Origin of the sequence: Arcticibacter sp. (genome assembly GCF_045629565.1) — a bacterium.
In the GTDB taxonomy this organism is placed as follows: Bacteria; Bacteroidota; Bacteroidia; order Sphingobacteriales; family Sphingobacteriaceae; genus Arcticibacter.
In genome coordinates this window covers 118,192-144,554 of the sequence record NZ_JAZQRL010000126.1, presented here as the reverse complement: position 1 = coordinate 144,554, position 26,363 = coordinate 118,192, and the positions used below count along the sequence as shown (strand labels likewise).

Here is a 26,363-nt window from a genome sequence, read left to right as displayed (position 1 = left end):
TACATAAAGAGGCTTATACAAACCATATGTTTTCAAAAGAAATTTTGGCCGGATTTGGTGTGCGCAAAACACCTTTCTATTTTTATGATTTAGCACTGCTGGACGGCACACTGTCTGCATGCAAAAAGGCGGCCGATCAATACGGTTTTCATGTGCATTACGCAATGAAGGCCAATTTTAATCATGAGGTCCTTAAGGCTATTCAAGCCCACGGCTTTGGGGCAGATTGCGTTAGTGGGAATGAGGTGAAGAAGGCGATAGAAGTTGGCTTTCCTGCCGAAAAAGTAGTATTTGCCGGTGTTGGTAAATCGGATGAAGAGATAATCTCTGCGTTGGAATTTGATATTTTCTGCTTCAATGTGGAGTCAGTTCAAGAGCTGCATGTGATTAATGAGCTTGCTGCTAAGGCGGGGAAAACGGCGCATGTGGCTTTACGCATCAATCCCAACGTTGATGCATATACCCATCATAACATTACCACAGGTCTGGAGGAGAATAAATTCGGCATTAACCAATGGGAGCTGCCTGCTTGTGCTGAATTCCTTAATACCGCGGAGCATATTTGGCTTGAGGGGATCCATTTTCATATTGGTTCGCAGATAACAAACCTGACTGTTTTCAAGAGTCTGTGTATACGTGTGAACGAAATTAAGACCTGGTTTGAAGAGAGAGGCTTCAATCTGCGTATATTGAACGTGGGCGGCGGCCTGGGCGTCGACTATATGGAGCCCGATCAGAATAACATACCTAACTTTGAGGGCTATTTTACAATATTTAATCAGTTTCTCGACCGGAAGCCAGGTCAGGAGGTTCACTTCGAACTGGGAAGGGCACTGGTAGCACATTGTGGTAGCCTGATAAGTAGAGTACTGTATGTGAAGAACGGTATCAAAAAACATTTCCTGGTTCTCGATGCCGGTATGACAGAGCTAATGCGTCCGGCTCTCTATCAGGCTTATCATAAAATAGAAAATCTAACCCGGGGAGAGGGTAATGAGCAAGATCAGAAATATGATATCGTAGGTCCTATATGTGAATCTACGGATTGCTTTGGAAAAGAAGTTCAGCTTGGAGAGTCGTTCCGGGGAGATTTGATTGCCATACGGACGGCGGGTGCCTACGGTGAAGTAATGTCGTCACGTTACAATCTGAGAGAGCAGTCAGAACCTTTTTATTTCAGAAAGTAGTAGCAGAGAGTCTGTTAATGAAATAGGCCATCTCATTTGTTTCTAAGACATAGTCAACTTTTGCAGTTTGCAGTGCCTGGTTAGGCATGAAGGAAACTTCAGCCGTGGCCGGGTTCTGTACAGCTGTGATTCCTCCTGCCTGTTTGATCATCTTCAATCCCTTTGCGCCGTCTGAATTTGCTCCGGAGAGCAGTAGGGCTGCTGCCCGGTCTTTGTATACTTCTGCTACGTTTTCAAGCGTCACGTCAATACAGGGTCTGGAGTACTGGATTTTTTCAGAGTAATCTAACGACAGGGAGCGGTCCTTTTCGATAAGAAGGTGATAATCTGCAGGTGCCAGGTAGATAACGCCGTTCTGAAGCTGATCTTTTTCTTCCGCTTCGACTACACGAAGCGAGGTTCGGGTCATTAGAAGTTCTGCAAGGGTTGAGTCATAAGAAGCTTTTCTATGTAGAACAATTACTATCGGAAAGTTCAATGCCCCGTCGATCTGAGGAAGCATTTTAAGTATTACGTCCAGACTCCCCGCAGATCCTGCTATCACAACGAGCTCTATAGGACTTTTCAGGCTATCTTTCTCCATATTTTCTCCTTATCTATTTTCTTAAACCTGGAAATGATTGATGAGAAGCGCAGCGTTTCTTTGGATCCCAGAGCGAGGTAGCCGAGATTATCGAGACTCTGCTCGAACAGGTCAAAAACTTTAGCCTGAAGATCCTTATCAAAATAGATAAGAACGTTGCGGCAGAGTATAAGCTGAAACTCGTTGAACGAGCGGTCTGAGACAAGGTTATGGGTGGAGAAAATCATTTTCTCACGCAGGCTTTCGTCAAACTTCGCCTTATCATAATTAGCTGTGTAATACTTTGAAAATTCATTGATACCTCCTGACTGGATGTAATTCTCTGAGTATTGTTTCATCTGACTGAGAGGAAAGATTCCTTTCCTCGCTTTCTCGAGTACCTGCGGATTGAGGTCGGTTGCATACAACAAAGACTTATGGAAAAGATTTGCCTCTTTCAAGAGTATCGCCATAGAGTAGACTTCTTCGCCAGTAGAACAACCGGCATGCCATATCCTGATAAAAGGGTAGGTACCGAGGGTGGGCAGTACTTGCTCCCGGAGTGCTTTATAGAACATGGGGTCGCGGAACATCTCGGTGACAGTTACGGTAATCTGTTCAATAAAGTGAGGAATATATCCGGCATCATTCTTAATCCGATACCTGAATTCGGCGAAGCTCATAAACCGGTCTATCGTAAACAGGCGGTTAATCCGGCGCTTTATAGATGCCTTCGAATATTCAGTAAAGTCGTATCCGTATATTTCCAGAAGATCGTTCAATATTATCTCTACCTCATCGTCCTGGATAACGTTTAAATCTAACATCTATATCTTTAAATAGTGACTCAATACATTTAACAGAACGTCAATGTCAATAGGCTTCGATATGTAAGCATCGGCACCTGCGGCGATACACTTTTCGCGATCACCGATCATCGCTTGTGCCGTTACAGCAACTATCGGAATCTTACTGATTGACTCGTTTTTCCTGATCTCAGCTATAGCCTGATAGCCATCCATGTCAGGCATCATCATATCCATAAGAACTATGCCAATATCGGGCTGCGCCAATAGCAAATTAATGCCATCCTCAGCTGAAGCGGCCGTGAGGCAGACAAACTTCTTCGTTTTCAGTACGGCAACCAAGGCGAAAATGTTCCTTGGGTCATCATCAATGATCAGTATTTTGTTCATCGTCTATAAATATCTATCGTAGAGCCAAACTCGTAGAAGTGAAATTAGCTGATCAATATCTACAGGCTTCGATATATAATCTGAAGCACCTGCAGCAATGCATTTCTCTCTGTCGCCAACCATTGCTTTAGCCGTTACCGCCAGTATAGGAAGATTTTTATGTTTCGGCTTTTGGCGGATTTCCATTATAGACTGGTAGCCGTCCATTTCAGGCATCATCATGTCCATCAGCACGACATCGGTATGGGGATTTTCGTCTAGAATTCTTAACGCCTCTTTGCCGTCAGTTGCGGATATTACCTTCATCTTTAACTGCTCGAGTGCTTTGGTCAGCGAAAAGATATTCCTGACATCGTCGTCGGCAATCAGTACAGTCTTGTTCTGAAGTATTTCATTCAGCGCCACGGCGTTTCGCATTGCCGCTGCGTTGCCAGATACAGGATGCTTTGCTTCCACCAGGTGCAGAAACAAGGCAACTTCATCCAAAATGCGCTGGTAGGAATGAGCCGTCTTCATGACGATGCTGTCTGCGTATTGTTTGATCTTGCTTTCTTCAGCTTTCGACAGGTTCTTGCCGGTGAAAATAATGATCGGAAGATTCTCCAGTCCCGGACTCTTCTTAATCGTTTCTAAAGTAAGGTAGGCATTCATGTCCGGAATTCCCATATCCAGAATAACGCAGTCGACTTCTTTTCTTTGTAGTGCATCAACGCCATCGGCTACCGATCCTTTTATTTCTGCGTTTACATTGTAGGTGTCGAGGAAATAAGCCAGGGCGCGTGCATGCTTTGGATTTTCCTCAATAATGAGGACTTTCTTTGGGTCTTTATTCAATGCGCTTTCGATACTGGAGAACATGTGATGCATCTGTTCAATAGCAACAGGCTTATTGATAAAGTCGACCGCACCTTTGATAAGGCTTTCTTTTTTTACTTCCATGGACGACATAATGTGTACAGGTATATGCCGCGTCTGAGGGTTGCTTTTTAGTTCTTCCATAACTTCCCACCCATCTTTTACGGGAAGCTGAATATCCAAAAGGATGGCCAGTGGTTTATATTGACGAGCCATCTGTACCCCCTGATCTCCCCGGACGGCCACGATACCTTTATAGTTGTTTTTGCGGGTGTATCCGAGTAACGCCCTGGCAAAGTTGGTATCATCTTCGATGATAAGTATGAGCTTGTCTTCGGGGCCTAAGTTGTCCCGATCATCGTCAAGATCAGGAGGAATGACAGTCGTCACGTACCTTTTTTTAGTACGCTCAAGTCCTTCGCCAGGTTCGTTAACGCTGATCTTTGGCGGGGCTGGCGGAATTTCAAGTTCCACCAAGTCTTCCGTCTCTGTCGGTTTAGCGATAAATTGCGGATCTATGGGGATGCTGATGGTGAATTTACTTCCCTTACCAGGTTCGCTTTCCAATATCAGTTCACCGCCCTGAAGTTTCGCAAGTTCCCGGCTGATGGATAGTCCCAGTCCGGTCCCTCCGTATTTACGTCTGGTGGAGCCGTCTGCTTGTTGAAACGCTTCAAAGATATGATCCTGTTTGTCTTTAGGAATGCCGATTCCGGAGTCTTTTACCGAGAAGTTTATAAAACCTTCCCGATCAGACGGATCAATACTGAGCGATACAAATCCTTTTCTTGTAAATTTAAGGGCGTTAGAAAGAAGGTTTTTGAGAATCTGTTCAAATCTCATCTTATCAATTGAGATGCTGACAGGGACACCCTCTGTAATATTGGTGGTGAATGATAAGGCCTTCTCCTTTGCGAGAGGATTAAACAGGGCATGCATATCAGAAACGATCTCTTTTACTGATGTAACCTGATATTCGAGTTCCATCTTACCAGCTTCTATCTTAGATAAGTCAAGAATTTCATCTATCAGAGTAAGAAGCCCGTTTCCTGAACTGTGGATGACTCTTCCATACTCTATCTGATCTTCACTGAGATTTTCTTCAGCGTTTTCAGAAAGAAGCCTTGACAGAAGCAGGATGGAGTTTAGGGGAGTGCGCAGCTCGTGAGACATATTCGCGAGGAACTCAGACTTGTATTTGGTGCTGAGTTCAAGTTCTTCCGCCTTTTTCTGAATGTCGAGATTACGTTCAACAATGAGCTGATTTTTTTCTTCCAGTATTTTGCTGCGTTCCTCCAGTTCCTGGTTGGCTTGTAACAGTTCCTCTTGCTGGACCTTTAACTCTTCTTCAGAAGCCTGTAATTTCTGTGCCTGTGCTTCCAGCTCCGTGTTGAGGTTTTCCAGTTCGCTGTGCTGAGCCTGCAATTCTTCTGATTGGGCTTGGGTCTCTTCCAGTAATTCCTGCAGCTTGGCCCGGTTCTGCGCTGTGTTAAGTACTACACCGGCACTATGTGATATCGAATTGAAGTATTCTACCGTGATGGGGCTGTATTTTTCGATTGAGCCTATTTCAATTACTCCTTTAATCTTATTTTCGAATACGATAGGAAAGGCGGTAATCGTCCGGGGTTTGACACTTCCACTTGTAAACGAAATAACCATATCCTCCTCGCTTACATCAGTAAGAGATATGGGCTGTTTGTTAGCTGCGCATTGGCCGACAATTCCTTCGCCTAGTTTAACGACTTCACGCCTGGATTCGCCTGTAAGTGCATAGCTGCTTACTAACTCCAGGTTTTCTTCATCCTGCATGAGGTAAAATGCTCCGACAGTGCTGTTGGTATATTTGATAATATGATCGAGGATACCCTGTGTAAGGGGCTTAATCTCGATCTCTCCAATCATCCGGTCATTTAACGAGGCAACGCCTGCTTGAAGCCATTCACGATCAGACAACGACTGAAATGAATAATCCAGGGATTCGGCCATTTTGTTCAGGGAGAGTGCAAGTCCGCCCAGACTGTCAGCATCCGTTTCATTTTTTACACGAGTGGAATAGTCTCCGGCAGATATCCTTCTTGCTATCTCATCGATAATTACCAGTCTACGCGCAATATGCTCGTCTTTTTCTTTAAGTTCAGCGTAGAGCGAAGCCCGGCTATCGAGATCTTTTTTAGCTCTCCTATATGAAACGAGCGCAATTACGAGCGATAGTAGGGCGGCAATAACAATCAGGACCGGTGTATACGTGGAGTACGTATTGAGGCTTTCTGTGCGTTTTGCCAGAAGGGTGCGTTCGATCTGCTCCATGGCGACGACGATTTCTCTGGCTTGGTTCATAAACTTACGCCCCGATATCATATCATCCGGTGATATCTTGCCGGTCTTGCTTCGAAGCTCAATAACGTTTGATAACCGTTCAAGCCTGTTATTTAATACGGTCTTCAATCTTTCACAATTGCGCAGCTGTGTGGGGTTGTCCTGCGTGAGCTCTCTGACCTTGGCAATATGACTTTCTATTTTTTCGCTTGCATGATTAAAGGGCGTCAAAAACTCAGGCATCCCGGTCAGTAAATAACCTCTCTGGCCCGTCTCGGCATCTTTTAAGACTGAAATAGTGCTTTCAAGTTCGAGGATCACGGTGTTAGTGTGGTTCACGAGAGCAGAGCTCTTGACCAGGTTTTGAATGGCAAAGTAAGAGGCGGCGGAGCTCATCAGTAGCAAAAGCACTGACAACCCATATCCGATCCTTAAGTTGGTAGTAACCTTATTATTCATTGATCTTTTCAATTGTTATTCGCAAATTAAGTAAGTGGAGTTCCCTTGTATGAGGGTATAGTGAAATAGAAAGTCGATCCAAGGTTCGAGTTGCTTTCCACTCCAAATGCGCCACCATGCCGCTTAATGATTTCGGAGCAGATGTACAGTCCGATTCCAAGACCTTGAAAGCGGTGGGAGGTTTCTTCCACCCGGTAGTATTTATTAAATATTTGAGACTGTTTATCGGCAGGGATCCCGACACCGAAGTCGATAACCTTTACTAGTATATGTCCCTCAGGTGTAAGTGAATTCTCTACAACAACTTCTTTTGTATCCGGCGAATACTTGATGGCGTTCGTTAGATAGTTTAATATAACCTGTTCAATTCTTATCTCATCGCCATACATCAGTGCGTCGACGGTGCCCCTACGGATAATCCTAACGTCGTGGTTAGTCTGCGTGATAATATCAATGGAACTGGCGAGGAGATCTTCAAATTTGAATACCTTCTTATTGAATTTCATCCGTCCGCTTTCGATTTTAGATATGTCTAGCAGGTCGGCAATCAGGTTATGGAGTTTGTCAACCTGAAACTGCGCGCGTTTAAGGTAGTTGCCACTGTCTGCCGACGCCTCAAGTTCAGGTGCAAATGCTCGTTCCAGAAGCTGCATGTAGGCTTTTATACTGGTGAGAGGCGTTTTGAGTTCGTGACTAGCAATACTTAGGAATTCATCTTTTCGCTTTTCCGCTTGCTTCTGATCTTCTATATCAGTAAAAGTGCCCACCCATTTAATAATGTCATCTCCCTCTGTTATTGGTGTAGTCCTCAAAAGATGGCAATGATAGCTTCCTTCTGATAGCGTTTTGATGCGGACTTCCATTTCAAGTGGCCGGTTTTCTCTGATTGACGCTTCCCAATGTTCCTTGATTTGGGGGTCATCCGGATGAGTTTCAGGAAACTTTTCCTGCCTGTTGCTGTATTTGTACCAGTGCTGGTTTACAAATTCTATAGTTCCATCGCTTTTCGCGGTGAAAGCGATCTGCGGGATACTTTCAAGGGTAGAGCGGAGCTCCTGCACCCGTTCCCGCAATTCTGCCTGAGCCTGTTTACGGAATTCTATTTCTGCCCTTAACGCCAGATGAGCTTCATTAAGATCTCTGGTTTGTTCGTAAAGACGATGAAGCGTTTTGACCTTGAGAATAAGAATATCGGGATCTACGGGCTTGGTTATATAGTCTACGCCACCCGAAGCATATCCTTTGGTTATAAAACGCTTGTCCGTATTAACAGCTGAGAGGAATATTATCGGAATATCTTTGGATTTACTATACCCTGATATATTTTCGGCAACTTCAAAGCCATCCATACCAGGCATCTGAACATCAAGGATGATCAGGGCGTACGTGTGTTTTAGTATTTTTTTTAATGCCTCCTCTCCAGAAAGGGCAGTATCTACTTCAAAGTTATTTATCTCTAAAATTTTTTTTAATGAGAATATATTTTCTGGTTTGTCATCAACTATTAAAATCATTATAGAGTATAATACGTTAAGGGAGTGCTTCGCGGCACGCCGGTATGTCAAATGTCTAGTTAAGACGTCTCATTTAGATACAAATAACATTCAGTAACATCTGAAGACGAATAAGTGTTTTAGTTTTTTTTACTATCTTTTCGTTTTGATTTCTCCCATGTTGCACTCTGTTTCCTGGTGCAATATCTGATTATCCCCCGAAAGACAGCATAATTCATCACGCAAAAATAATAAGGGACAAAAAGTGCCTTAATCTTTATCTGCTTATTTTCAAGTATAGATCCCGCAATGGCTGAAATATAGAAAATAATTTGCAGTATCAGGATAATGGTATAGAGCGATTGGTCATCAGAAGATAACAGGAAGACGTTCAATACAAAGATCAGTATAAGTAAGAAGGGAGTTATGGTCCATCTGAGCACACGGTGGCTGATATATTGAAAGCTGAGCACTCCATATTTGAAAACGTTAAGCAGAGGCAGCAGTTTAATGATTGATTGAATGCCTCCGGCAGCAATGCGGATCTTTCTTTTTAGCTCTTCACTTACGTCGGCCGATGCATGTTCAATTGCATAAGCGTCAGGTTCATACACTATCCGGTAGTTTTTCATGGCAATCAGCATAGAAATCATGAAATCATCCAGAATGATATCACTACCCACTGGCTGGTACAGGTCGCGTCTGATGCTAAACAGCTCTCCCGCCGCACCAACAACAGAGTGTAGCTCAGAATCCCATTTTTTAAGTGTGGATTCATATCGCCAATAAAAGCCTTCACCCGCGGAGCTGGCGTCAGCTTCTTTCCCGGAAAATACACGTTTTTCACCAGCAACCGCGCCGACCCGGGGATCTTCATAGTGCCGGCAAATGAGCTGAAGCGCATCTTCGTTCAGGAATGTGTTGGCATCGGTAAAAACGATTACATCAGAGCTGACCTGTTCAATTGCGCGGTGAACCGCATGAATCTTTCCATGTCTTGAGGGCGAATGAAGAAGTTTAATTTGCGGATACTGCGCTACAATTTGGGGTGTCTGATCTGTAGATCCATCGGTTACAAAAATAATCTCCAGTTTGTGTTGGGGATATTTTAGTGCCAAGGTGTTTCGGATTTTATCGTGCATATACTCCTGTTCATTATATGCGGCGATGATAAGTGTACAGCTGGGAAGAGAGGAAATGTCCAGTAATTTTTCCGGTGTTTTTTTGCCGGTAAGACGTTTCAGTTTAACAAGGATGAATAATAAAATGCCATATCCGATGAAAGTGTAAAATACGATAAAGACAGACAGCCAGAAGGTTATTTCCATATGTTACTTAATTTTGTGTACCGGATAACCGAGTTCCGTACTATCCTTGTTGTGACTCAGGTTCCATTTCACTGCGCGAACTAGCTGTTTTGCCAGGTCATACCGTCCTTCGAACATATATCTGAGCAGATTTCTGGGGAAAACCACGGCCGCAAAATACGCATAAAAGGTGTATTTACTGAGCAATGGAGCATTTCTGCGGATGAACAGTATCCTGTTCCTGTTCATGAAATATTCTTTCAGGGCGCTTTTCTTTCCGACCGAGACTGATTCTTTGTGATATATAAGGGCTCGTGGATCCAGCCAGATTTCAAATCCAAGGTTCCTGATCCGCTCACACCAATCCATTTCTTCATAGTATAGGAAGAAGCTTTCGAACATCAATCCTGCTTTCTCCATCGCCGACCTTCTGACCATCATGGCAGCACCATGAATAAACCCTGTCTTTCCAGTGCTATAGTCATACTGTCCCTTATCTGGCTCCAGCTCTCCAATACACTTGTTTCTGGCTGTATGGTATTCCATTGGGGTAAATCCAGCGTATTGGATGATGTCTGGCTGGTCGAAATATCTGATCTTGGGCGAAATCATCCCTATCTGTGGATGCTGGTCCAGTAAAGTGACGAGCGATTCAACAAGACCTTCTGTAAACTCTGTGTCGTTGTTGACAAAGAAAATATAATCGCCGTCCGCTAATTTGATACCTTCGTTATTACCTCCTGCAAATCCCCGGTTGGTTTCTAAGCGCAAAAAGCTATGACCGGGGTATTTCTCGTGCCAATCGGGAACCGGGTTTACGAGGCTGCCATTATCTACAACTATGATTTGAAGTGCTGGATATTTATTGTGTTCGGCTATGGATTTTAAAAGTGTTTCTGTAACTTGAGGCTGATTGTAATTGACTGTGATGACAGAAACTTTTTTCATTCGGGCAATTATTTTTTTACTATTGGAAGAATTTCCTGTTTCATCAAAGGGATCTAAGGTAAAAATATAATTAATATTTGAACATTGGGAAGCGAGAAGCGTATAAAGAATGAGATAAGGAAATTCCAGGAGCTTGATGAGGCAAAGGTTTCGGCAGAGAAGAAGCTCGATGAGTTAATACATCTGCTTGATAACAGTAAGCTCGATAGTGACAGTATTGAGAAGCTACATATAAAGTTTAACGAGGCTATCGAACGTAAATCATTGTCCCTGCAGGATCTTGATGAGTTTAAGAAATTGGATGACAATTCATTGTCGCGACTCGAAAAAGCAGATGACCTCGAAAAACTGCTGTCTAAGTATAAACTTGACAGTAACGATTCCTCCCGAATGATCTCTGCCGATAAAGGATCAGGTATCTCGCTGATGATCCTGGCTGTGCTTCTGATCTTGCTTGGATTTGCGATGGTTATCATGCCTGCGCCGCCGTATTTCGAAATGTTTACCATTTTTTACTTCAGTCAGAATGACGGGGTGACTTTGATGGACCTTATAGCGTTGGTAATTATCTTCACTGGCGTATATTTGTTTTTTAACTCACTGAATAACCTGAAAAGAACCAATCCGCATGGCTAAGAAAATATTGTTGGTGGATGACGACCGTTTTATGCTTCAGCTGATATGTCGGGCTTTGGGAGCTAAGGGGTTCAGTTGCAGGACTGCGAAATCAGTGCGTGAAGCTCTTGATCTCTTGTATGAAGAAATTCCCGACATCGTTTTGTCTGATTATTCAATGCCTGAGATAGATGGTTTTGAGTTCAGGAAGGTACTGCTGAGAGACAAGCGGTACAAAAATATTCCTTTTGTTTTTTATACCTCTTTTGCCGATGAAAGTACCATGCAGAAGGGGCTTGAGATGCAAGCCGTTGACTACATTGATAAGAACACGCCGGTCCATCTGGTGGTTTCAAAACTCAATAATATCCTTGACACGATTAGGAAGCAGCATGAGAAATCATTGTTTGAAATTGGAGCTGCAGCAGAGGCTCTCAACCTACGCTCTGTACCTCTTGCCGCACCAAAGGTAGAGGGATTTAAGCTTCAGTTTCTTTATCAAACCTATAACCATTACCCTGGCGGGGACTTTATTGACTTTATTAAAACGGATGAGAATTCTATTTTTGTAATTCTTGGTGACGTGATGGGGAAGAAATGGGGAGCCTGGTTTTTTTCCTTCAATTTTTTAAGTTACATACGTTCAGCGATTCGCCTTTGTGTATTTGACGGCATTTCGTCGCCCGCCAGTATCCTCAACAAGATTAACCGCATCGTTTGTCTTGACCCCGTTTTGGGAGATGTGCTTTCCACGCTTTCCCTTATGATGATTGATCAGGCGGCCTCTAAGGTTTATTATGCGGGAGCAGGCGATTTACCGGTTATTCACTTCCGAAAAGCTGATGGACGCATTTCCTGTGTACAGTCAGAGGGACTTCTACTAGGGATACTTGAAAATGGAATGTATCAGGAAGATGTCCTGGAAATGCATACAGGTGACCAGTTAGTAGCAATAACTGACGGAATGATTGATTTCGTAGGTGAAACAGGAAAGACGTCGGATTACGCTCTGTTTGTCCAGAAGCTCGGACGGCTTCTTGGTCAAGCAGATACTTACAAGGAGATCAAAAACGAGATGTTCTCGGATAATGTGGACCAGAGTGTAGTCGACGACAGAAGTTTGGTTATAATCGAAAAAGTATAATAGACAGCATTTAGTTATGATTGAAATAACAGCATATAGTAATTATCACATTGCAACCATCATGATTGCCGAAGCCAATATGGAGCAGGCTGATGTTTTCAAACACGAACTCATCACAGCGATAGATTCGGGGCAGAAACAGATTCTCATCTCATTTGAAAACGTCCAGTATATAGACAGTTCATTTCTTGGTGCGTTGGTTGCTTCACTTAAATACGCTTTGACAAAGGGGGGAGATTTGGCGGTATATGGTCTTAATGAAAACATCCTTAACTTGTTTGAGATGATTAGAATGGATAAGGTCTTTAAGGTGTTTAAAGTGGTACCCGCTTCGTATGAAGATGGATGGGTTGCCGGATAGTGTAAAACCATATGTTTTTAAACAAGCAGTTTTTCTTTGATAATAAAGTACAGAGCATTCAGCCATTGATGTATGAAGTCATAAGCTTCATCAGGGAGAATGTCTCTCCGGAGCGCTATGCGGTTAAGGTTAATAATTGTCGGCACGTTATTGTGGAGCTGTTGACAAATGCTGTGAAGCATTCTGGTGCAGAGAATAGCGTACTGAATATTGATATCAGTGATAAGGTAATTAATATAAGAAAGACCGATAACGGAAAGCCTTTTTATCTGAAGAAATACGGACATTTACCCCTACACGGGTCATTTGTCGGTGAGCAGATCGAAATACATAAAGATGAGCTTTATTGTATTTATGCCATCGTCGATTCTCCCTATTCACTTTTATTTGAAGTTGTTGAGTATCCCATACATTCTCCTGATCAGATCATGGAAATGGAGGAACATTACGGCCTATTGATTTTGCTTAAATCGTCAGATTCGGTTCGATACCTTTTTAAAGAAGTTGACGGATTAAACCATTTTGACATTTCTGTCTCCCTGGGATGATCCGTTAGATGTCCGATGAAGAAAATTACTTTTTGGGAAGTATATCACTCCAAGCATTAGGTATTTAAATTCTATATTGATCTGACAATTTGTTGTAAATAATAGCGTTTTCTCTCTATATAATTTGTCATATTTGTATATTTACCTGCTTTTCCTGTCTTATCTCTTAAATAAGGCATCTTTATTTTAAAAATATTAAACATTAGTTTATGCGTATTGCAGTTCCTGCAGAAATTAAAAATAATGAGAACAGGGTTGCTATGACTCCTGCCGGAGTTACTTATTTGACCCGCTTTGGTCATGAGGTTTTCATAGAAAGAGGTGCTGGATTGGGCTCAGGCTTTTCTGATAAGCAATATCAGGACGCAGGGGCTGTGATCTTAGACAGCCCCGCCGACATTTGGGCGATGGATATGATCATGAAGGTTAAAGAACCCATTCCTTCCGAGTACCGGTACTTCCGTTCTGGACTGATTTTATTCACATACCTCCACCTTGCAGCGGAGCCTGAGTTAACGAAGGCGCTGATCGACAATGAAGTGGTTGGTATAGCTTATGAAACGGTGCAGTTAGAGAACGGATCTTTGCCCTTATTAACGCCCATGAGCGAAGTAGCCGGTAGAATGGCAGCCCAGGTGGGTGCGAGATTTCTCGAAAAGCCGGAAGGTGGCAAGGGAGTGCTACTCGGTGGAGTTCCCGGAGTCAGACGAGCCAGGGTAACGGTCATCGGAGGGGGAGTAGCAGGAACGAATGCGGCGAAAATTGCGGTGGGACTCGGTGCGGATGTGACCATTATCGACCTTAATCCCGATCGTCTGCGCCAGTTGGATGATATCTTTGGCAGCAATATCAACACGCTCATGTCGAACCCTCACAACATTGCTGAAGCGGTCAGAGAGTCTGATCTCGTAATAGGCGCTGTGTTAATTCCGGGTGCTAAGGCGCCTACTCTTGTATCAGAGGAAATGGTTATGTCGATGGAGCCCGGCTCTGTTGTGGTTGATATCGCAATAGATCAGGGGGGCAGCTTCGAAACGTCAGACCGCATCACCACTCATGATAATCCAGTGTTCATGAAACATGGTGTAGTGCATTATTCTGTCGCCAATATGCCAGGCGCGGTACCTCATACATCAACGCTCGCATTGACAAATGTTACCGTACCCTATGCTATCCAGATCGCTAACAAAGGATATAGACGGGCTTGCCTGGAGAACGAAGCTCTGCTTAAGGGTGTAAATACTTTAGGCGGATTTGTAACCTATAAGGCTGTCGCTGATTCGCACGCTTTGGCATACGAGGACGTTCGGCGGCTATTGCAATAATAATTTTTAGGGTCAAATGTAGGTTTTGTCTTATCTTTGACCCTATTCCTTTCCTACATGGTTATTTACAAACAATTTTCATTTGATTCCGCGCATTTCCTTCCCTATGTAAGTGAAAACCATAAATGCGGAAGAATGCACGGTCACACGTATACACTTACCGTTTTCCTGGAGGGCGATGTGGATCCTCTTACCGGATGGCTGGTAGATTTTACAGATTTGAAGGATGCGGTCGACCCACTGGTTAAGAGTTTGGATCATCGCCTGCTGAACGAGATCCCTGGTCTTGAGAACCCTACAAGTGAACGTCTTGCCGAATGGTTTTGGATCAAAATAAAGCCTTTAATGCCCTTGCTTTCTAAGATTGAAATCAACGAAACGCCTACCTCCGGAGTTATTTACACAGGATAGTATCTTGAGCCACTGGCGGCTCTCACATGCGGCAGTGATTTGGCGCATATTTATATCGCTGGCTAAGAAGTAATATTGCATGGTTTACACCCGTTCAATATGCGTACCTGTTCTATTCTTGTATTTCTTATTCTGGCTTCGATACCCTATCAAAGTATCGCTCAGGAAGACTCCACAGCTATTAACTTTTCGAATTTTAAGCGGAACACGATACTTTCAGGTCTGGTTCAATTAAGATACACCTATTCCATGACCGACAGCGTGGATGTAGGGGGCAACGCATGTCTGGATAAAGGAGTAAGCAACAGCTTTTCGCTTAAGCGTGTAAGAGTTATGTTGCGAACGGATATTAATAATCATTTGGACGCCAATATAATGGTTAATCTGGCCGATTTTTCCGGCAATCCACAGGCAAAGGTTCTGGAAAACGCCTTTATCCGTTATCGTTTTAACAGCGCTTTTAATGTTCAAATGGGACAGTTCCGGCCATTCTTTGGCGCAGAAGATATATACCCCGCCGACATTATTAAATCCCTCGACTATTCTAATCAATATTATTTATTCAGTGCAAGCGGATGGCAGGGATTCCAACTTGGGATCACGCTGTATGGAGAGCTGCATCCAGGGAATGTTCCTCTGCATTATTATGTAGGTGTTTATAACGGTAACAACAGAAACCAGGCTATGGATAACGATAACGGAAAAAACTTCTATGCCAGGCTGGAAAGCGGATATTTTAAAAATCTCAAGCTAGGAATAAACGGAGCTCTGACAGCACTTGAGGGAGAACACGTTTCTGCGATGGGGGTCGATATGTCGGTATTCATTCCCTTGTCAGAACGTCTGAAGCTTGACCTTTCGGGGGAGTATAAACAGGGTGCTAATATAGCAGCCTTCCGAACTGCCGGCACGACCCCGGTTCATTCCGCAGGAACTTATCTAAATCGTGGATTTTATCTGTTTCCTAATCTTAGGTACGAATATAAGCATCCAAGGCTTAGATCTATCGAATTATCTTCGCGTTATGAGTGTCTCGATGAGAACTACCGTATAAATAGAAACCAACGGCAAACACTTACCCCCATGCTAAGCCTTGAGTTTACTGATGACTATTTTGCGCGGTTGCAGTTAGGGTACACCATGGAGATGTTCAATCACAGTACCACCGTAAACCCCAAAAAGAGATATAATATTGCAGTAGCACAAATGCAGGTCCGCTTTTAACAGAAAAGCCCCCGGGACGAAGAAGCGACCGGGGGCTTTTGAAAGGGGGATAGGCTTATATTAACCGAACACTTCTCTTAACAAATTCAGTAAGATCTGCGCCTGTTAACAGACCTTGAGATAACATAGCCAGATCAACAGCTTGTTTAGCGAGGTTTATTTTTTCCTCTTCGCTTTCACTCGCAAGGATTCGTCCGATAAGCGGATGGTTACCGTTTACCGCAACCTTGTAGCTGTCAGGGAATGAACCATAAAAGCCCATTCCACCGCCCATTTGCGCCATGTCTTTCATACGTCTCATAAACTCATCCATCGAAACGTGAACCGGTAGCTCGTCTGGACTGATGCTTTCCACTTCTACCTTATATGTTGGCTTCTGGATGGCTTTATCGAAGATATCTTTCACCACCTTAACCTGATCTTCAGTCAAAATATGCGCAGGACTGTCATCTTTTGCGATTAATTTGTCCGCAACATCAGCGTCAACACGCTTAAGTGAAGTTTTTTCAAGCTTTTGTTCAAGCTGATTAATGAAGTGGTTATCGATAGGGGAGTCCATAACCAAGACATCATAATCTTTCCTGTTGGCAGACTGGATATACGAATCCTGCTTAGAAGCATCGTTCGTATACAGATATACAAGATTACCGTCCTTATCTGTCTGAAGAGGCTGAACTTTAGCTTTGTATTCTTCGAGGGTATAATACTCATTCTTAGTATTTACCAGCAGAGCGAAATCTTTTGCTTTTTCATAAAACTTCTCTTCACTCACCATTCCGTATTTAATAAAGAGGCCGATGTCTTTCCATTTCTCTTCATAAGCCTTACGGTCTTTCTTGTAAAGGTCACCCAATTTGTCCGCTACTTTGCGGGTGATATAATTGTTGATTTTCTTTACATTGCTATCTGCCTGCAGGAAACTTCTGGATACGTTCAGTGGAATATCCGGAGAGTCAATTACTCCATGCAATAACATAAGAAACTCCGGAACGATATCTTTTACCTCGTCAGTAATGAAAACCTGGCGGGAAAACAACTTAATTTTATTACGCTGAATATCGAAGTCGTTCTTCACCTTCGGGAAGTATAAAACTCCTGTGAGGTTGAAAGGATAATCAACGTTGAGGTGAATCCAGAAAAGAGGATCTTCAGAAAACGGATAAAGCTCTTTATAGAATGCCAGATAATCCTCGTCTTTTAGATCAGCAGGGGCTTTTGTCCAGATCGGATTAGGGTTGTTAATGATATTATCAACTTCTACAGAGGTATACTTTGGTTTGCCTTCTTCATCCTCGCCGTCAGGCTCACTCTCCGTTGTTGTACCGAATTTGATCGGCACCGGTAAGAAGCGACAGTACTTATCAAGGATCTGCTGAAGCCTGGCCTTGTCAAGAAACTCTTCCGACTCTGAATTAATATGGAGGATAATGTCTGTACCTCTGGATGTGCGGGAACCCTCTGTTATTTCAAATTCAGTGCTGCCATCACATATCCAGCGTGCCGGCTGCGCGCCTTCCTGATAAGAAAGCGTCTGGATTTCAACATTGTCTGCCACCATGAAGGCAGAATAGAAGCCCAGGCCAAATTTGCCAATCAGTTCGTTCGCGTCCTTTGCATCTTTGAATTTTTCCACGAATTCCGTAGCTCCGGAAAACGCAATCTGGTTGATATATTTTTTTATCTCCTCTGCAGTCATCCCGATACCAGGATCAGAGATTGTGAGTGTTTTCTTCTCTGCGTCGAAGGCAACTTCAACTTGTAACTTGCCGAGCTCTCCGGTATACTGGCCCAGGGATGATAAGCGTTTGATCTTTTGTGTCGCATCTACGGCATTAGATACAAGCTCACGTAAGAAAATTTCATTGTCAGAATATAAGAACTTCTTAATAATGGGGAAGATGTTCTCGGTGTGGATCGAAATAGTTCCTTTCTCTTGCATAGTCTTTTGAAATATGTTAAATGTTTCAATGACTTTAGATCAAGGCTTGTTCCAATTATGAAAGAATGACAATCTGACATAAAAAAGAGCCACTTACTTCTTTTTTCCTGGACAATCTTTACATCGTTTTCCTTTTTTATATTTCTTGCAGCATTTTTTGCTTGCACAACAAAAAAGACATTTACCTATTCCCTTAAAAGATCCAGGATCGGTCGGGATCTCGCTCTTCTCACTTATCAAATTCTCCATTGGTAGATTTATTCATGCAAAGATGCTAATAATCAATGAGAACTGAGTCTTTTAACTCGGTCGCCAGCTCTTTAGTAACCTCTATAATGTCGTCAGCAACATGAGAGTTATTAATGATAATCTTATCAGCACTATCTTTATACGGTAAAAGATACGAATTGTAGGCAGGCAGTACATGATTGGTCCATTGATACATAATCATGTCATGGTCATACCCTCGCTCTCTGATATCCCGTTTCAGCCTTCGGTTCAAGGTAATCTCTTCATCTGCATCCAGGAAGATCTTCATATCGAATAATGAAGCAAGCTTCGCGTAGTGGAATACAAATAGCCCTTCAACGATAATAATAGGAGCCGACTTGATGGTGAGCATTTTCGCCTTCTCCTTGTCTACATTGAACGTGTATTCTTTTTTCTGAACAGATTGGCCGCGAAGCAATATCGAAAGATCGTTTAAGAGCTTTTCATCTTCAATGCATTCGGGGAGATCAAAATTCACCCAGCCATTTTCATCCCGCGGTTGATCTTCTATTGGCCTGTAATAGTCATCCTGCGATATAAGACTAACCTGATCATCTGTAAAATGATGCAGGAAACAATTAAGAAAGAATGTTTTGCCGGAGCCGCTTCCCCCTGCTATTCCGATGACGAAAGGCTTATTCATTGGGAACACCGTAGTCTATAGTCACTAAGAAACGTTTGTCGAGCACACCCAGAAGATCAGCCGTAGCTTGGGTAATGACAATTATAACGTCTTTGGTCGTGGTGTTTTCAGTATACTTACCAACAACCTTTGCGAACGTAGTCTTGCCTGTCATCGGGTTGCTGATACGGACGACTGTACCCACAGGAGCAGTTTTGTGAAGTGCAAGCATTTTTGACGAATCCAGGTTCTCATCAGAGATCCATGTCGCGATTCCTTTCTCCGTCTTTTCTTTCAACCCGTATCGGTTCACCGGCATTTGCGGAATGACCCTGTCAGAATCGGATTTTGCCACTTCAAGAACCGTTTCCACTGGGGGCAAAGGCGCACCTGCTCCGGGCTTCACTTTGATCACTTGCCCTACTGCCAGACCATTACCCTTTAAATTATTCAGTTGCTTTATGGACTCTACATGTGTATTGAACCTGCGGGCTATTGCAAATAAGGTTTCTTTAGGGCCAACCTTATAATCTACAAGTCCGTCATCCTGCTTTTGAGCGCTGGTTGCTTGATTAACCGCCGGCAGGACGCTGACAAACGGACGCTCAGTTGGAACTTTTACTAACGAGCCCGGCCGTAAGATTTGAACCTTGTTAAAGGACTGAATATCTTTTGCCGCCACTTTGTACAAGCGGCCTATAGAGTAATATGATTCTTTTGGATTTACAGAGTGGATAATAACTAATTTTCCATTGTTGTTTTCACGGCCGACTGAGTCTAGCCGGCTGTTTGCAAATACACCGCCTGAAACAAATATGCAAACACTTGCTAAAATAAAACGCATTTATTTTTTCTGTATGTTTAAATTAAAAGGTTACAATTATACTAAATATGCCACAATTTCTGCTTTGTTATTCCTTATGCAGAATAAATGGTCTTGCTCGATATAGAACGGTTCGGGATTGAGTTTTTGTATGTTATGCTCAAGGATTTCTTCGTGAATCACGATACCGTTAGTCCGTATAACCAGGTATTGTGATAGAATTGAATTCTCGGCGGCATGAAATGAAACACATTCTTTACCATTGTGAACAAGGTATGAAACCGGCCCAACGGGTGTGCCTATCTCTTCAATGCTTTTCAGGAGGTCCTGGTCTGTTGTTATTTCGGGGAAATAAATGTTTCTGCCAAGTGGTATAAAACTGCTGATATTGCTTTTCTCGATTATTCCCGAAACAGGGTTAAGCAACTCATACTGCTTCTGCTGTACCGTTGGGTTATACACAACGAGGCCCTCTGCAATTGCACTGTCTAATGTGCGGTTATAGATCTGCCAGGCGATACTTCCGGAAGTGTCTAGTGCAATGATTGCCTTATGCTCGGGAGTCTTTTCATTTACATAGCTGTGTAGATAGACCAAGCTATGGCAAGCCATATCGAGTCCCCAGTGCCAACTGTCCTGCACGGTTACCTCTTTGAAAAGCGTCCTTCCGGTTTCAAAGTTAAATGCCGAGTAGCTGGCAGTGCGATTTTCAGAATTCCGTGTTTCGACAGCAATAATGCGGTTCGCGGCATCAGTTTCAACCTTCCAAATTATTCCCTTAAAGTTTGCCCGAAGGGACGGTTTTAGTGTATATTTAGTGGTTGAAGACATTTTCAAAATTAGCAAATATGAATCGTTCTGCTATTGTTAGAATTATATTATTGACTTTCACATTATTTTTCCCCGTCTTGCTGTGGAGTCAGTCAGCAAAAGTATATGTGTTTGATCTGCACGATGAGATTGGCCCCCCATCATGGAGGCAAACGAAAAAGGCATTTGATCAAGCTAACCAGTTGGGTGCCTCCACGGTCATCATCCGGATGAATACCTTCGGTGGGATGGTCGAGTATGCTGATTCGATCAGATCTGCCATTTTGAATTCGCGTATGAAAACCATTGTTTTCATTGATAATAATGCAGCGTCAGCAGGAGCTTTGATATCAATCGCCTGTGACAAGATCTATATGAAGCCAGGTGCAAGTATCGGTGCAGCCAGCGTAGTCGATACCAAAGGTACCGTACTGCCTGAAAAATACCAGTCATACATGCGTGGACTCATGCGGGCAACGGCCGAGGCTAAGGGCCGCGATCCACGGATCGCCGAAGCCTTTGTAGATCCGGATGTGGAAATAAAAGATGTTAATCCCAAAGGGAAGGTTCTTACATTAACCAGTAAAGAGGCAATTAAAGTTGGCTATTGCCAGGCCGAGGCTGCTGATGTTGAGCAAATTTTTACGGCGGAAGGACTGGACCTCAAAAATCGTATAGATCACCAGGTGACCACCATTGATCGCATCATTGCGTTTCTGATATCTCCGGTGGTTAGTGGTTTTTTGATTCTTCTGATAATAGGCGGGATCTATTTCGAAATGCAAACGCCGGGCATAGGATTTGCTCTGCTCGTTTCAGTCGTAGCCGCAGCATTGTTCTTCGCGCCGTTATATTTGGAAGGTCTGGCTGCTCATTGGGAGATCGGCCTTTTCCTGGTCGGAATTGTTTTGCTGCTGCTGGAAGTATTTGTTATTCCGGGTTTTGGAGTAGCAGGGATCTTAGGTATTATTTGTATAGTGGCCGGATTGGCCTTGAGTATGGTTTTGAATGACTTTTTTGACTTCAATGTTACAGGCTCTGAACAGCTGACCACGGCGGTAATCATCGTGCTGTTCTCTATGGTTGCTTCTATCGTAATATCCGTTATACTCGGAAAATCGATCATGAAAACACCTGTTTTCAGAAGGTTGGTACTGGAAGATGAACAGCGGTCTGATCTTGGATATGTTAGCGGAAAGCAGTCCGCCGGCATTGTCGGAAAAGAAGGGTTTGCTAAAACCGACATGCGTCCGTCCGGAAAGATTGAGATCGAGGGGGTTTGGTACGATGCTATTGCACTCGACGGATATCTGGAGAAAGGTACACCCGTTTATGTTGAGAAGCAGGAGAATTATAATGTATTTGTAAGAAAGATGATTTCGTAGAAACCTTATGGCGAGGACTTCGGTTATTGATATAAAATAATGCATTTATGGAAGCTGAACAAATCGGATTAAAGGACACGGATGTACGTCCAGTAGTTGACGAGCTAAATGATTATCTTGCCAATTATCATATCCATTACCAGAAGCTAAGGGGAGCCCACTGGAATGTGAAAGGAAAGAGTTTCTTTACGCTCCACGTGAAGTTTGAAGAGTTGTATACTAATGCAGTAGCAACGATTGACGAACTTGCTGAGCGAATTCTCACTTTAGGAAAGGCTCCTTTAAGTACTTATCAGGACTACATTAATACGGCGACGATAAAGGAGATTAATACCATCGGAATGGAAGATATCAAGCTGGTAGAAGCCATTCTGGAAGATTTTAATGCCCTGATTGAAATGGAGCGTAATCTCATGGAAGCGACTGCTGCAAGCGGTGACGAAGGAACGAATGATATGATCAATCGCTTTATGCAGTTTAAAGAAAAGAATACCTGGATGCTGAGAGCATTTTGCGGAAAGAGTTAACATCCGTTTTAAATACTATTAATCTGAAGGCTTGATTTTGTATAAATCAGGCCTTTATTTTTGACGAGGTAATTAAGATTAGTTGCAGGCGATATAGGAGAGAAGACATGCCCTGCATGTATAAGTGACTTCTTTCACTGTTCGATAAGTGTAAGGTATTTTCAGTATAAGACAGGCAATGTTATTAAAGATAACGATTATATGAAGGCGACATTAGCCGCACTTAATGCCGTGATTAGTCCGACTTGGTGTGCGTAAAGTCGGACTAATCACGGCACTAAGTGGGGCCGTTTACACCTTCATATAAAGGCGTTTTACTTTAAGCCCTTACCTTTCTCCATACCTGATCTGCTAAAAAGCGGACAGCCTTCTACCGTTCTACCTTGTTCCGTAAAAAAATACAGCGTATGTTCAAGCAGACAGTAAGGAAAGGGTAGGGGATATACCAGGTCCCCTTGTTTGTGTTTATCCGGCGGGTACTGCCACTATAACCTGCTCTTTTCAGCGATCATATCAGCTAGCTTCGCTTTCATCCAGAATAAATTGAAAAACCAGCAAATGAGTTGACTAGTTTTCTACAATGATATCCTGAGCTGACAAAGAGTATTTTTCTGTAAGTTGTTGGATAGTAAGCAGCACACTTTCATATGCCTTTACCGTGTTTCTCACAACCAATTGTTGAATCAACTGGTTGGTATTGCGGTCTTTGAATATGTAAGTAATATAGATATTGTCATTAATCATAATGAACATAACAAATCTGGTGTCTTATTGTTTCAGGATGAGCAATATTTTAATCGTCGGAGACTGGATGCAGTTATTAGGCCATACCTCACAAACTAATTGCTGATGGAGTGGTTATTAGAAGTTCAAAGATCTATGAAACAACTATTTTTTATATGTCATGAAACAGAAACTGCCGTTCAGGCGGGAATTAGTAATGCAGGCATTCCTTGTGTGGAGAAGGAAAGAATCGCAGCAATGAATGCCTTCATTACTATTAATCATCAAAAGCCAATCATCCCGTTATGGGATGATGACGATGAGTTTGAAAACGTTTTGGACACGTATACTTTTATTACCGTTGACGATGCCAACAAAAGTATTTACAATGACACCAGTCTTGATCAGTAGACGGCTATTTCCGGAATACCTGTAAGACGCTGCCGGCCATTAACTGTGCCCCTGCTATGGAGGGGTGCACTCCATCGGGTGCCCAATACGATACGGGAGCAAGTTCAAGCGCTTTATCGAATATCTGCTGGTAGGGAATAAACGTCGCGTTAAACTCGTTCGCGATTTCCCTTGCTACTGCCCTGTAATCATGAAACAGCGGAAACCAGTCTGGTTTAACCGATGTTCCTTTGAGAGCAAAAGGCTCGCCGATGATTAGCTGCACATTCGGTAGTTTAGCTTTGGTAAGGCTCAGCAAATTTCTGTAGTCATTCCTGTAGGTTTCAAGCGTTCCTTTATAGGTTCCATTCATCATATGCCAGAAGTCGTTTACGCCAATCAGGATACTCAACACGTCGGGCTGGATCTCGATTGTATCGCGTTCCCAGCGGTCGGCAAGCTGATAGACCTTGTTTCCACTGATGCCTCTGTTGTAAATCTTCAAAGATTTTTCGGGGTAAGATCCCATCAGATTTGCTGATGCTAAAAATGCATAACCTGATCCCAGAGCCCCAGCATGATTGGGTTTTCCTTCGGTTTTGGATCTCCCAGCATCAGTTATCGAATCTCCCTGGAAAAGAATAACGGCGTTATTTTTCAAAAGAGTCTTCTTTTGCTTCATGGAGGGAATGGAGGCCAATGCAATTTCGGGAAGGGTCAAAGTAGCCACACTGGCGATTATAGTACTCTTAAGGAAAGAACGTCTCGGAATTTTCATGGAGTTCATAATGGATTAGGTTAAGCTTCGTTTAGCGCGTCGAAGATATAGAGTTTTTCGCAAATTTCAGGAGAAGTGCTTTACAAGACTATCGAAATTATCAAACGTCAGATCATATCGCTCGGCCACTGCAAATCCGTAGCTCACAAATACAAAGGGGATGCCGGCCATTTCACTTTCAACACGGTCAATATCGGTGTCTCCTACATAAACCGGGCTTTTCAGGTTGTGCTTCTTAATAAGCAGCTTTATGTTGTGATTTTTTGGCTTCAGATTAAACCCATAAGCCATTTCATCGACAATATATTCAGCGATTCCGGCGCGGCTCGTAAACAACGTAATGATGCCTTTGGGACAATTGCTTACGATAAAAAGCTTGTATTTTTTAGATAGCTCTTTGATTCCTTCTTTCACGCCAGGATACATCGTTCCACCGCCTGAAGTGATGAGCTCGCGCCTGCGTGCGTTAACCGCATCGGCAATCCGTTGCCTGGTATCGTCATCCTGGCCTGGCAGAAGTGTTTCCAGAACACTTTTCCCGTTAACACCCATCATGGGTTTCAGGTCGGCGGCGGTTAAGACCTTGTCAATTCCAGATGTCTTAAGTCCGCTGTTCCAAGCTTCCAGATATAGTTCTGTCGGATCCCATAGGGTGCCATCCATATCAAAAATTATGCTGTCAAACTTCATATAGTTTCGATTAATTTAAAGCGCGAATAGTTGTCCTTTTACAGGAATCGATACAGCGTATCCTCTGGACATCAGGTCCTCTCCCAGCATGCGCATACTCTCTGGTTCTCCATGTACAAGGAAAACCGACTTCAAACGTGCCTTATCCTGGGATGTTACCAAATTGACCAAATCCTCGTGATCTGCATGTCCGCTAAGAGCATCCGTTCGTGTGATTTTAGCATAGACCGCCAGCTCACGATCACGGAGATGTACAAATTGGTCACCTCTTAGCAAGCGGTGACCCAACGTTCCTTTGGCACTGTATCCAACGAACAGAATAGTACAATAATAGTTTTGTAAGTTATGATAGAGGTGATCCTGAATCCGGCCACCCTCAAGCATACCGGCAGAAGAGACGATGATGCAGGGTTCGAGGTAATTGGAAAGTGATTTGCTTTCCTTCATGTTCTGCACATAATGTAGGTTGTCAAATTCAAACTCATCACCATTATAATTATAAAAAGATTGGGCATCTTCGTTGAGATAATGATGGTGCTTGCGGTATACTTCTGTAGCGTAATTTGCCAGAGGACTATCAACAAAGATTTTTACGGGAGGTAGCTTGCCTGTGGAAAAGATTTTGTTGAGTGAGTAGACGAGAGCCTGGGTACGTCCGATACTAAACGCAGGGATAATTAGTCTTCCGGGCGTCTTAATACAAGTTTCTTCGATGGTTCGGATCAGCGTTTCTTCGATGGTTTCGTCTTTACTGTGGTAGCGGCCACCGTAGGTGGATTCGCACACGAGGTAGTCAACCTGTGGAAGAGGCAGAGGATCCACGATGACGGGATAATTTTTTCTGCCGACATCGCCAGAAAACGCAATGGTCTTCGTTGATCCGTTTTCATTAATCTTTAACACTACTGATGCAGCTCCCAACAGATGTCCGGAGGGTATGAGTTCAAGTTCGATGTCACCGTTTAACCTGAATGGCCTGTTGAAGCCGATCGTGACGAACTGACCGGCTGTCTCCATGACGTGCTTTTGCAGATATAACGGGCGCGGACCCGACACACTTCTTGAGCGACGACTCTTCTTTCGCATTCTTCCCATGAAGAGGTTTACTGAATCAAGGAGCAGCAGCTCTGCCAGGTCAGCGGTCGGAGCTGTGCATAAAATTTGTCCTTCAAAGCCCATACGCAGCAAGGTGGGCAAATTTCCTGAATGGTCAATATGGGCATGTGTCAGAATGACTACGTCGATTTCCGAAGGTTTGAAAGGGAATACCTCATTCTCCTCTTGTCTGGTTGATTTCTCGTAATCAAGGCCACAATCTATGAGTATTTTGTATTTGCCGACTTCCAGCAAATGCATGCTTCCGGTAACCTGTTCAGCAGCACCCCAAATGGTTAATTTCATCTTAGGTTATATCGTTTCGGCGAGGCCGGTTATGGTAAAATTATTATAGAG

General features: G+C 43.2%; 26 protein-coding genes. 11 read left to right on the top strand and 15 right to left on the bottom strand.

Going from position 1 to position 26,363, the window contains the following annotated elements; translation table 11 throughout:
• Window positions 1-26: 26 nt before the first annotated feature.
• Window positions 27-1,187, top strand: a complete 1,161-nt coding sequence (gene lysA, locus ACKI5J_RS18325; RefSeq protein ID WP_407431112.1) for a diaminopimelate decarboxylase — start codon at window positions 27-29, stop codon at window positions 1,185-1,187.
• Here the strand turns inward: lysA and ACKI5J_RS18320 are convergent.
• The 7 genes from ACKI5J_RS18320 to ACKI5J_RS18290 form a co-directional block, all read right to left on the bottom strand.
• A complete protein-coding gene (locus tag ACKI5J_RS18320) occupies window positions 1,177-1,770 on the bottom strand; it encodes a chemotaxis protein CheB (RefSeq protein WP_407431110.1) in 594 nt (197 codons plus the stop codon). The two genes, lysA and ACKI5J_RS18320, sit on opposite strands and share 11 nt — an antisense overlap.
• Window positions 1,752-2,576, bottom strand: a complete 825-nt coding sequence (locus ACKI5J_RS18315; protein WP_407431108.1) for a CheR family methyltransferase — start codon at window positions 2,574-2,576, stop codon at window positions 1,752-1,754. The genes ACKI5J_RS18320 and ACKI5J_RS18315 overlap by 19 nt, the downstream gene beginning before the upstream one ends.
• A complete protein-coding gene (locus ACKI5J_RS18310; RefSeq protein WP_407431106.1) occupies window positions 2,577-2,945 on the bottom strand; it encodes a response regulator in 369 nt (122 codons plus the stop codon).
• A 3-nt stretch (window positions 2,946-2,948) separates the two neighbouring features.
• Window positions 2,949-6,578 (bottom strand): response regulator, encoded by a 3,630-nt coding sequence (locus ACKI5J_RS18305; RefSeq protein WP_407431104.1) that lies wholly within the window; start codon window positions 6,576-6,578, stop codon window positions 2,949-2,951.
• Window positions 6,579-6,604: 26 nt separating this feature from the next.
• Window positions 6,605-8,092 (bottom strand): response regulator, encoded by a 1,488-nt coding sequence (locus tag ACKI5J_RS18300; protein ID WP_407431102.1) that lies wholly within the window; start codon window positions 8,090-8,092, stop codon window positions 6,605-6,607.
• Between the two features lie 119 nt (window positions 8,093-8,211).
• Window positions 8,212-9,399, bottom strand: a complete 1,188-nt coding sequence (locus ACKI5J_RS18295) for a glycosyltransferase family 2 protein (RefSeq protein WP_407431100.1) — start codon at window positions 9,397-9,399, stop codon at window positions 8,212-8,214.
• Window positions 9,400-9,402: 3 nt separating this feature from the next.
• A complete protein-coding gene (locus ACKI5J_RS18290) occupies window positions 9,403-10,326 on the bottom strand; it encodes a glycosyltransferase family 2 protein (protein ID WP_407431098.1) in 924 nt (307 codons plus the stop codon).
• 84 nt (window positions 10,327-10,410) lie between these two features.
• On the opposite strand from ACKI5J_RS18290, the gene ACKI5J_RS18285 reads away from it, so the two are divergent.
• The 7 genes from ACKI5J_RS18285 (at window position 10,411) to ACKI5J_RS18255 (ending at window position 15,954) form a co-directional block, all read left to right on the top strand.
• Window positions 10,411-10,962, top strand: coding sequence for a hypothetical protein (locus ACKI5J_RS18285; protein WP_407431096.1), 552 nt, complete (start codon window positions 10,411-10,413; stop codon window positions 10,960-10,962).
• On the top strand, window positions 10,955-12,085 hold the full coding sequence (locus tag ACKI5J_RS18280; protein ID WP_407431094.1) for a SpoIIE family protein phosphatase: 1,131 nt from the start codon (window positions 10,955-10,957) through the stop codon (window positions 12,083-12,085). Before ACKI5J_RS18285 ends, ACKI5J_RS18280 begins: the two co-directional genes overlap by 8 nt.
• Before the next feature lie 16 nt (window positions 12,086-12,101).
• Window positions 12,102-12,446, top strand: a complete 345-nt coding sequence (locus ACKI5J_RS18275; RefSeq protein ID WP_407431092.1) for an STAS domain-containing protein — start codon at window positions 12,102-12,104, stop codon at window positions 12,444-12,446.
• Between the two features lie 11 nt (window positions 12,447-12,457).
• The gene (locus ACKI5J_RS18270) at window positions 12,458-12,994 is read left to right on the top strand and encodes a hypothetical protein (protein WP_407431090.1); all 537 of its coding nucleotides are present in this window, start codon (window positions 12,458-12,460) and stop codon (window positions 12,992-12,994) included.
• A gap of 209 nt (window positions 12,995-13,203) precedes the next feature.
• The gene (gene ald, locus ACKI5J_RS18265; RefSeq protein WP_407431088.1) at window positions 13,204-14,319 is read left to right on the top strand and encodes an alanine dehydrogenase; all 1,116 of its coding nucleotides are present in this window, start codon (window positions 13,204-13,206) and stop codon (window positions 14,317-14,319) included.
• Window positions 14,320-14,376: 57 nt separating this feature from the next.
• Complete coding sequence (gene queD / locus ACKI5J_RS18260) at window positions 14,377-14,730, top strand: 6-carboxytetrahydropterin synthase QueD (RefSeq protein ID WP_407431086.1); 354 nt, start codon at window positions 14,377-14,379, stop codon at window positions 14,728-14,730.
• A 99-nt stretch (window positions 14,731-14,829) separates the two neighbouring features.
• Window positions 14,830-15,954, top strand: coding sequence for a porin (locus ACKI5J_RS18255; protein WP_407431085.1), 1,125 nt, complete (start codon window positions 14,830-14,832; stop codon window positions 15,952-15,954).
• A 55-nt stretch (window positions 15,955-16,009) separates the two neighbouring features.
• On the opposite strand, the gene htpG is transcribed toward ACKI5J_RS18255, so the two are convergent.
• The 4 genes from htpG to ACKI5J_RS18235 form a co-directional block, all read right to left on the bottom strand.
• Window positions 16,010-17,893, bottom strand: coding sequence for a molecular chaperone HtpG (gene htpG, locus ACKI5J_RS18250; RefSeq protein ID WP_407431083.1), 1,884 nt, complete (start codon window positions 17,891-17,893; stop codon window positions 16,010-16,012).
• Between the two features lie 274 nt (window positions 17,894-18,167).
• Window positions 18,168-18,806: a uridine kinase gene (locus tag ACKI5J_RS18245; RefSeq protein ID WP_407431081.1), complete on the bottom strand. Its 639-nt coding sequence runs from the start codon at window positions 18,804-18,806 to the stop codon at window positions 18,168-18,170.
• Window positions 18,799-19,629 (bottom strand): LysM peptidoglycan-binding domain-containing protein, encoded by an 831-nt coding sequence (locus ACKI5J_RS18240; protein WP_407431079.1) that lies wholly within the window; start codon window positions 19,627-19,629, stop codon window positions 18,799-18,801. Before ACKI5J_RS18240 ends, ACKI5J_RS18245 begins: the two co-directional genes overlap by 8 nt.
• A 36-nt stretch (window positions 19,630-19,665) precedes the next feature.
• On the bottom strand, window positions 19,666-20,439 hold the full coding sequence (locus ACKI5J_RS18235) for a DUF4905 domain-containing protein (RefSeq protein ID WP_407431077.1): 774 nt from the start codon (window positions 20,437-20,439) through the stop codon (window positions 19,666-19,668).
• A 17-nt stretch (window positions 20,440-20,456) separates the two neighbouring features.
• Between ACKI5J_RS18235 and ACKI5J_RS18230 the strand changes: the two genes are divergently transcribed.
• Window positions 20,457-21,803: an NfeD family protein gene (locus ACKI5J_RS18230; protein ID WP_407431075.1), complete on the top strand. Its 1,347-nt coding sequence runs from the start codon at window positions 20,457-20,459 to the stop codon at window positions 21,801-21,803.
• Between the two features lie 47 nt (window positions 21,804-21,850).
• Entirely contained in the window at window positions 21,851-22,330 is a 480-nt protein-coding gene (locus ACKI5J_RS18225; protein ID WP_407431073.1) for a Dps family protein, read from the top strand.
• Window positions 22,331-22,897: 567 nt separating this feature from the next.
• Here ACKI5J_RS18225 and ACKI5J_RS18220 read toward each other — a convergent pair.
• A complete protein-coding gene (locus tag ACKI5J_RS18220; protein WP_407431071.1) occupies window positions 22,898-23,074 on the bottom strand; it encodes a hypothetical protein in 177 nt (58 codons plus the stop codon).
• Between the two features lie 135 nt (window positions 23,075-23,209).
• Between ACKI5J_RS18220 and ACKI5J_RS18215 the strand changes: the two genes are divergently transcribed.
• Window positions 23,210-23,464 (top strand): hypothetical protein, encoded by a 255-nt coding sequence (locus ACKI5J_RS18215; protein ID WP_407431069.1) that lies wholly within the window; start codon window positions 23,210-23,212, stop codon window positions 23,462-23,464.
• 4 nt (window positions 23,465-23,468) lie between these two features.
• Here ACKI5J_RS18215 and ACKI5J_RS18210 read toward each other — a convergent pair whose 3' ends face one another.
• Genes ACKI5J_RS18210 through ACKI5J_RS18200 form a run of 3 tightly spaced genes read right to left on the bottom strand, consistent with a single transcriptional unit; the run spans window position 23,469 to window position 26,312 of the window.
• Window positions 23,469-24,230, bottom strand: a complete 762-nt coding sequence (locus ACKI5J_RS18210; RefSeq protein WP_407431067.1) for an SGNH/GDSL hydrolase family protein — start codon at window positions 24,228-24,230, stop codon at window positions 23,469-23,471.
• A 57-nt stretch (window positions 24,231-24,287) separates the two neighbouring features.
• Window positions 24,288-24,911 (bottom strand): HAD family hydrolase, encoded by a 624-nt coding sequence (locus ACKI5J_RS18205; RefSeq protein ID WP_407431065.1) that lies wholly within the window; start codon window positions 24,909-24,911, stop codon window positions 24,288-24,290.
• A 15-nt stretch (window positions 24,912-24,926) separates the two neighbouring features.
• Window positions 24,927-26,312 carry an MBL fold metallo-hydrolase gene (locus tag ACKI5J_RS18200; protein WP_407431063.1) on the bottom strand — a complete coding sequence of 462 codons (1,386 nt, stop codon included), beginning with the start codon at window positions 26,310-26,312 and terminating at the stop codon, window positions 24,927-24,929.
• Window positions 26,313-26,363: the final 51 nt, after the last annotated feature.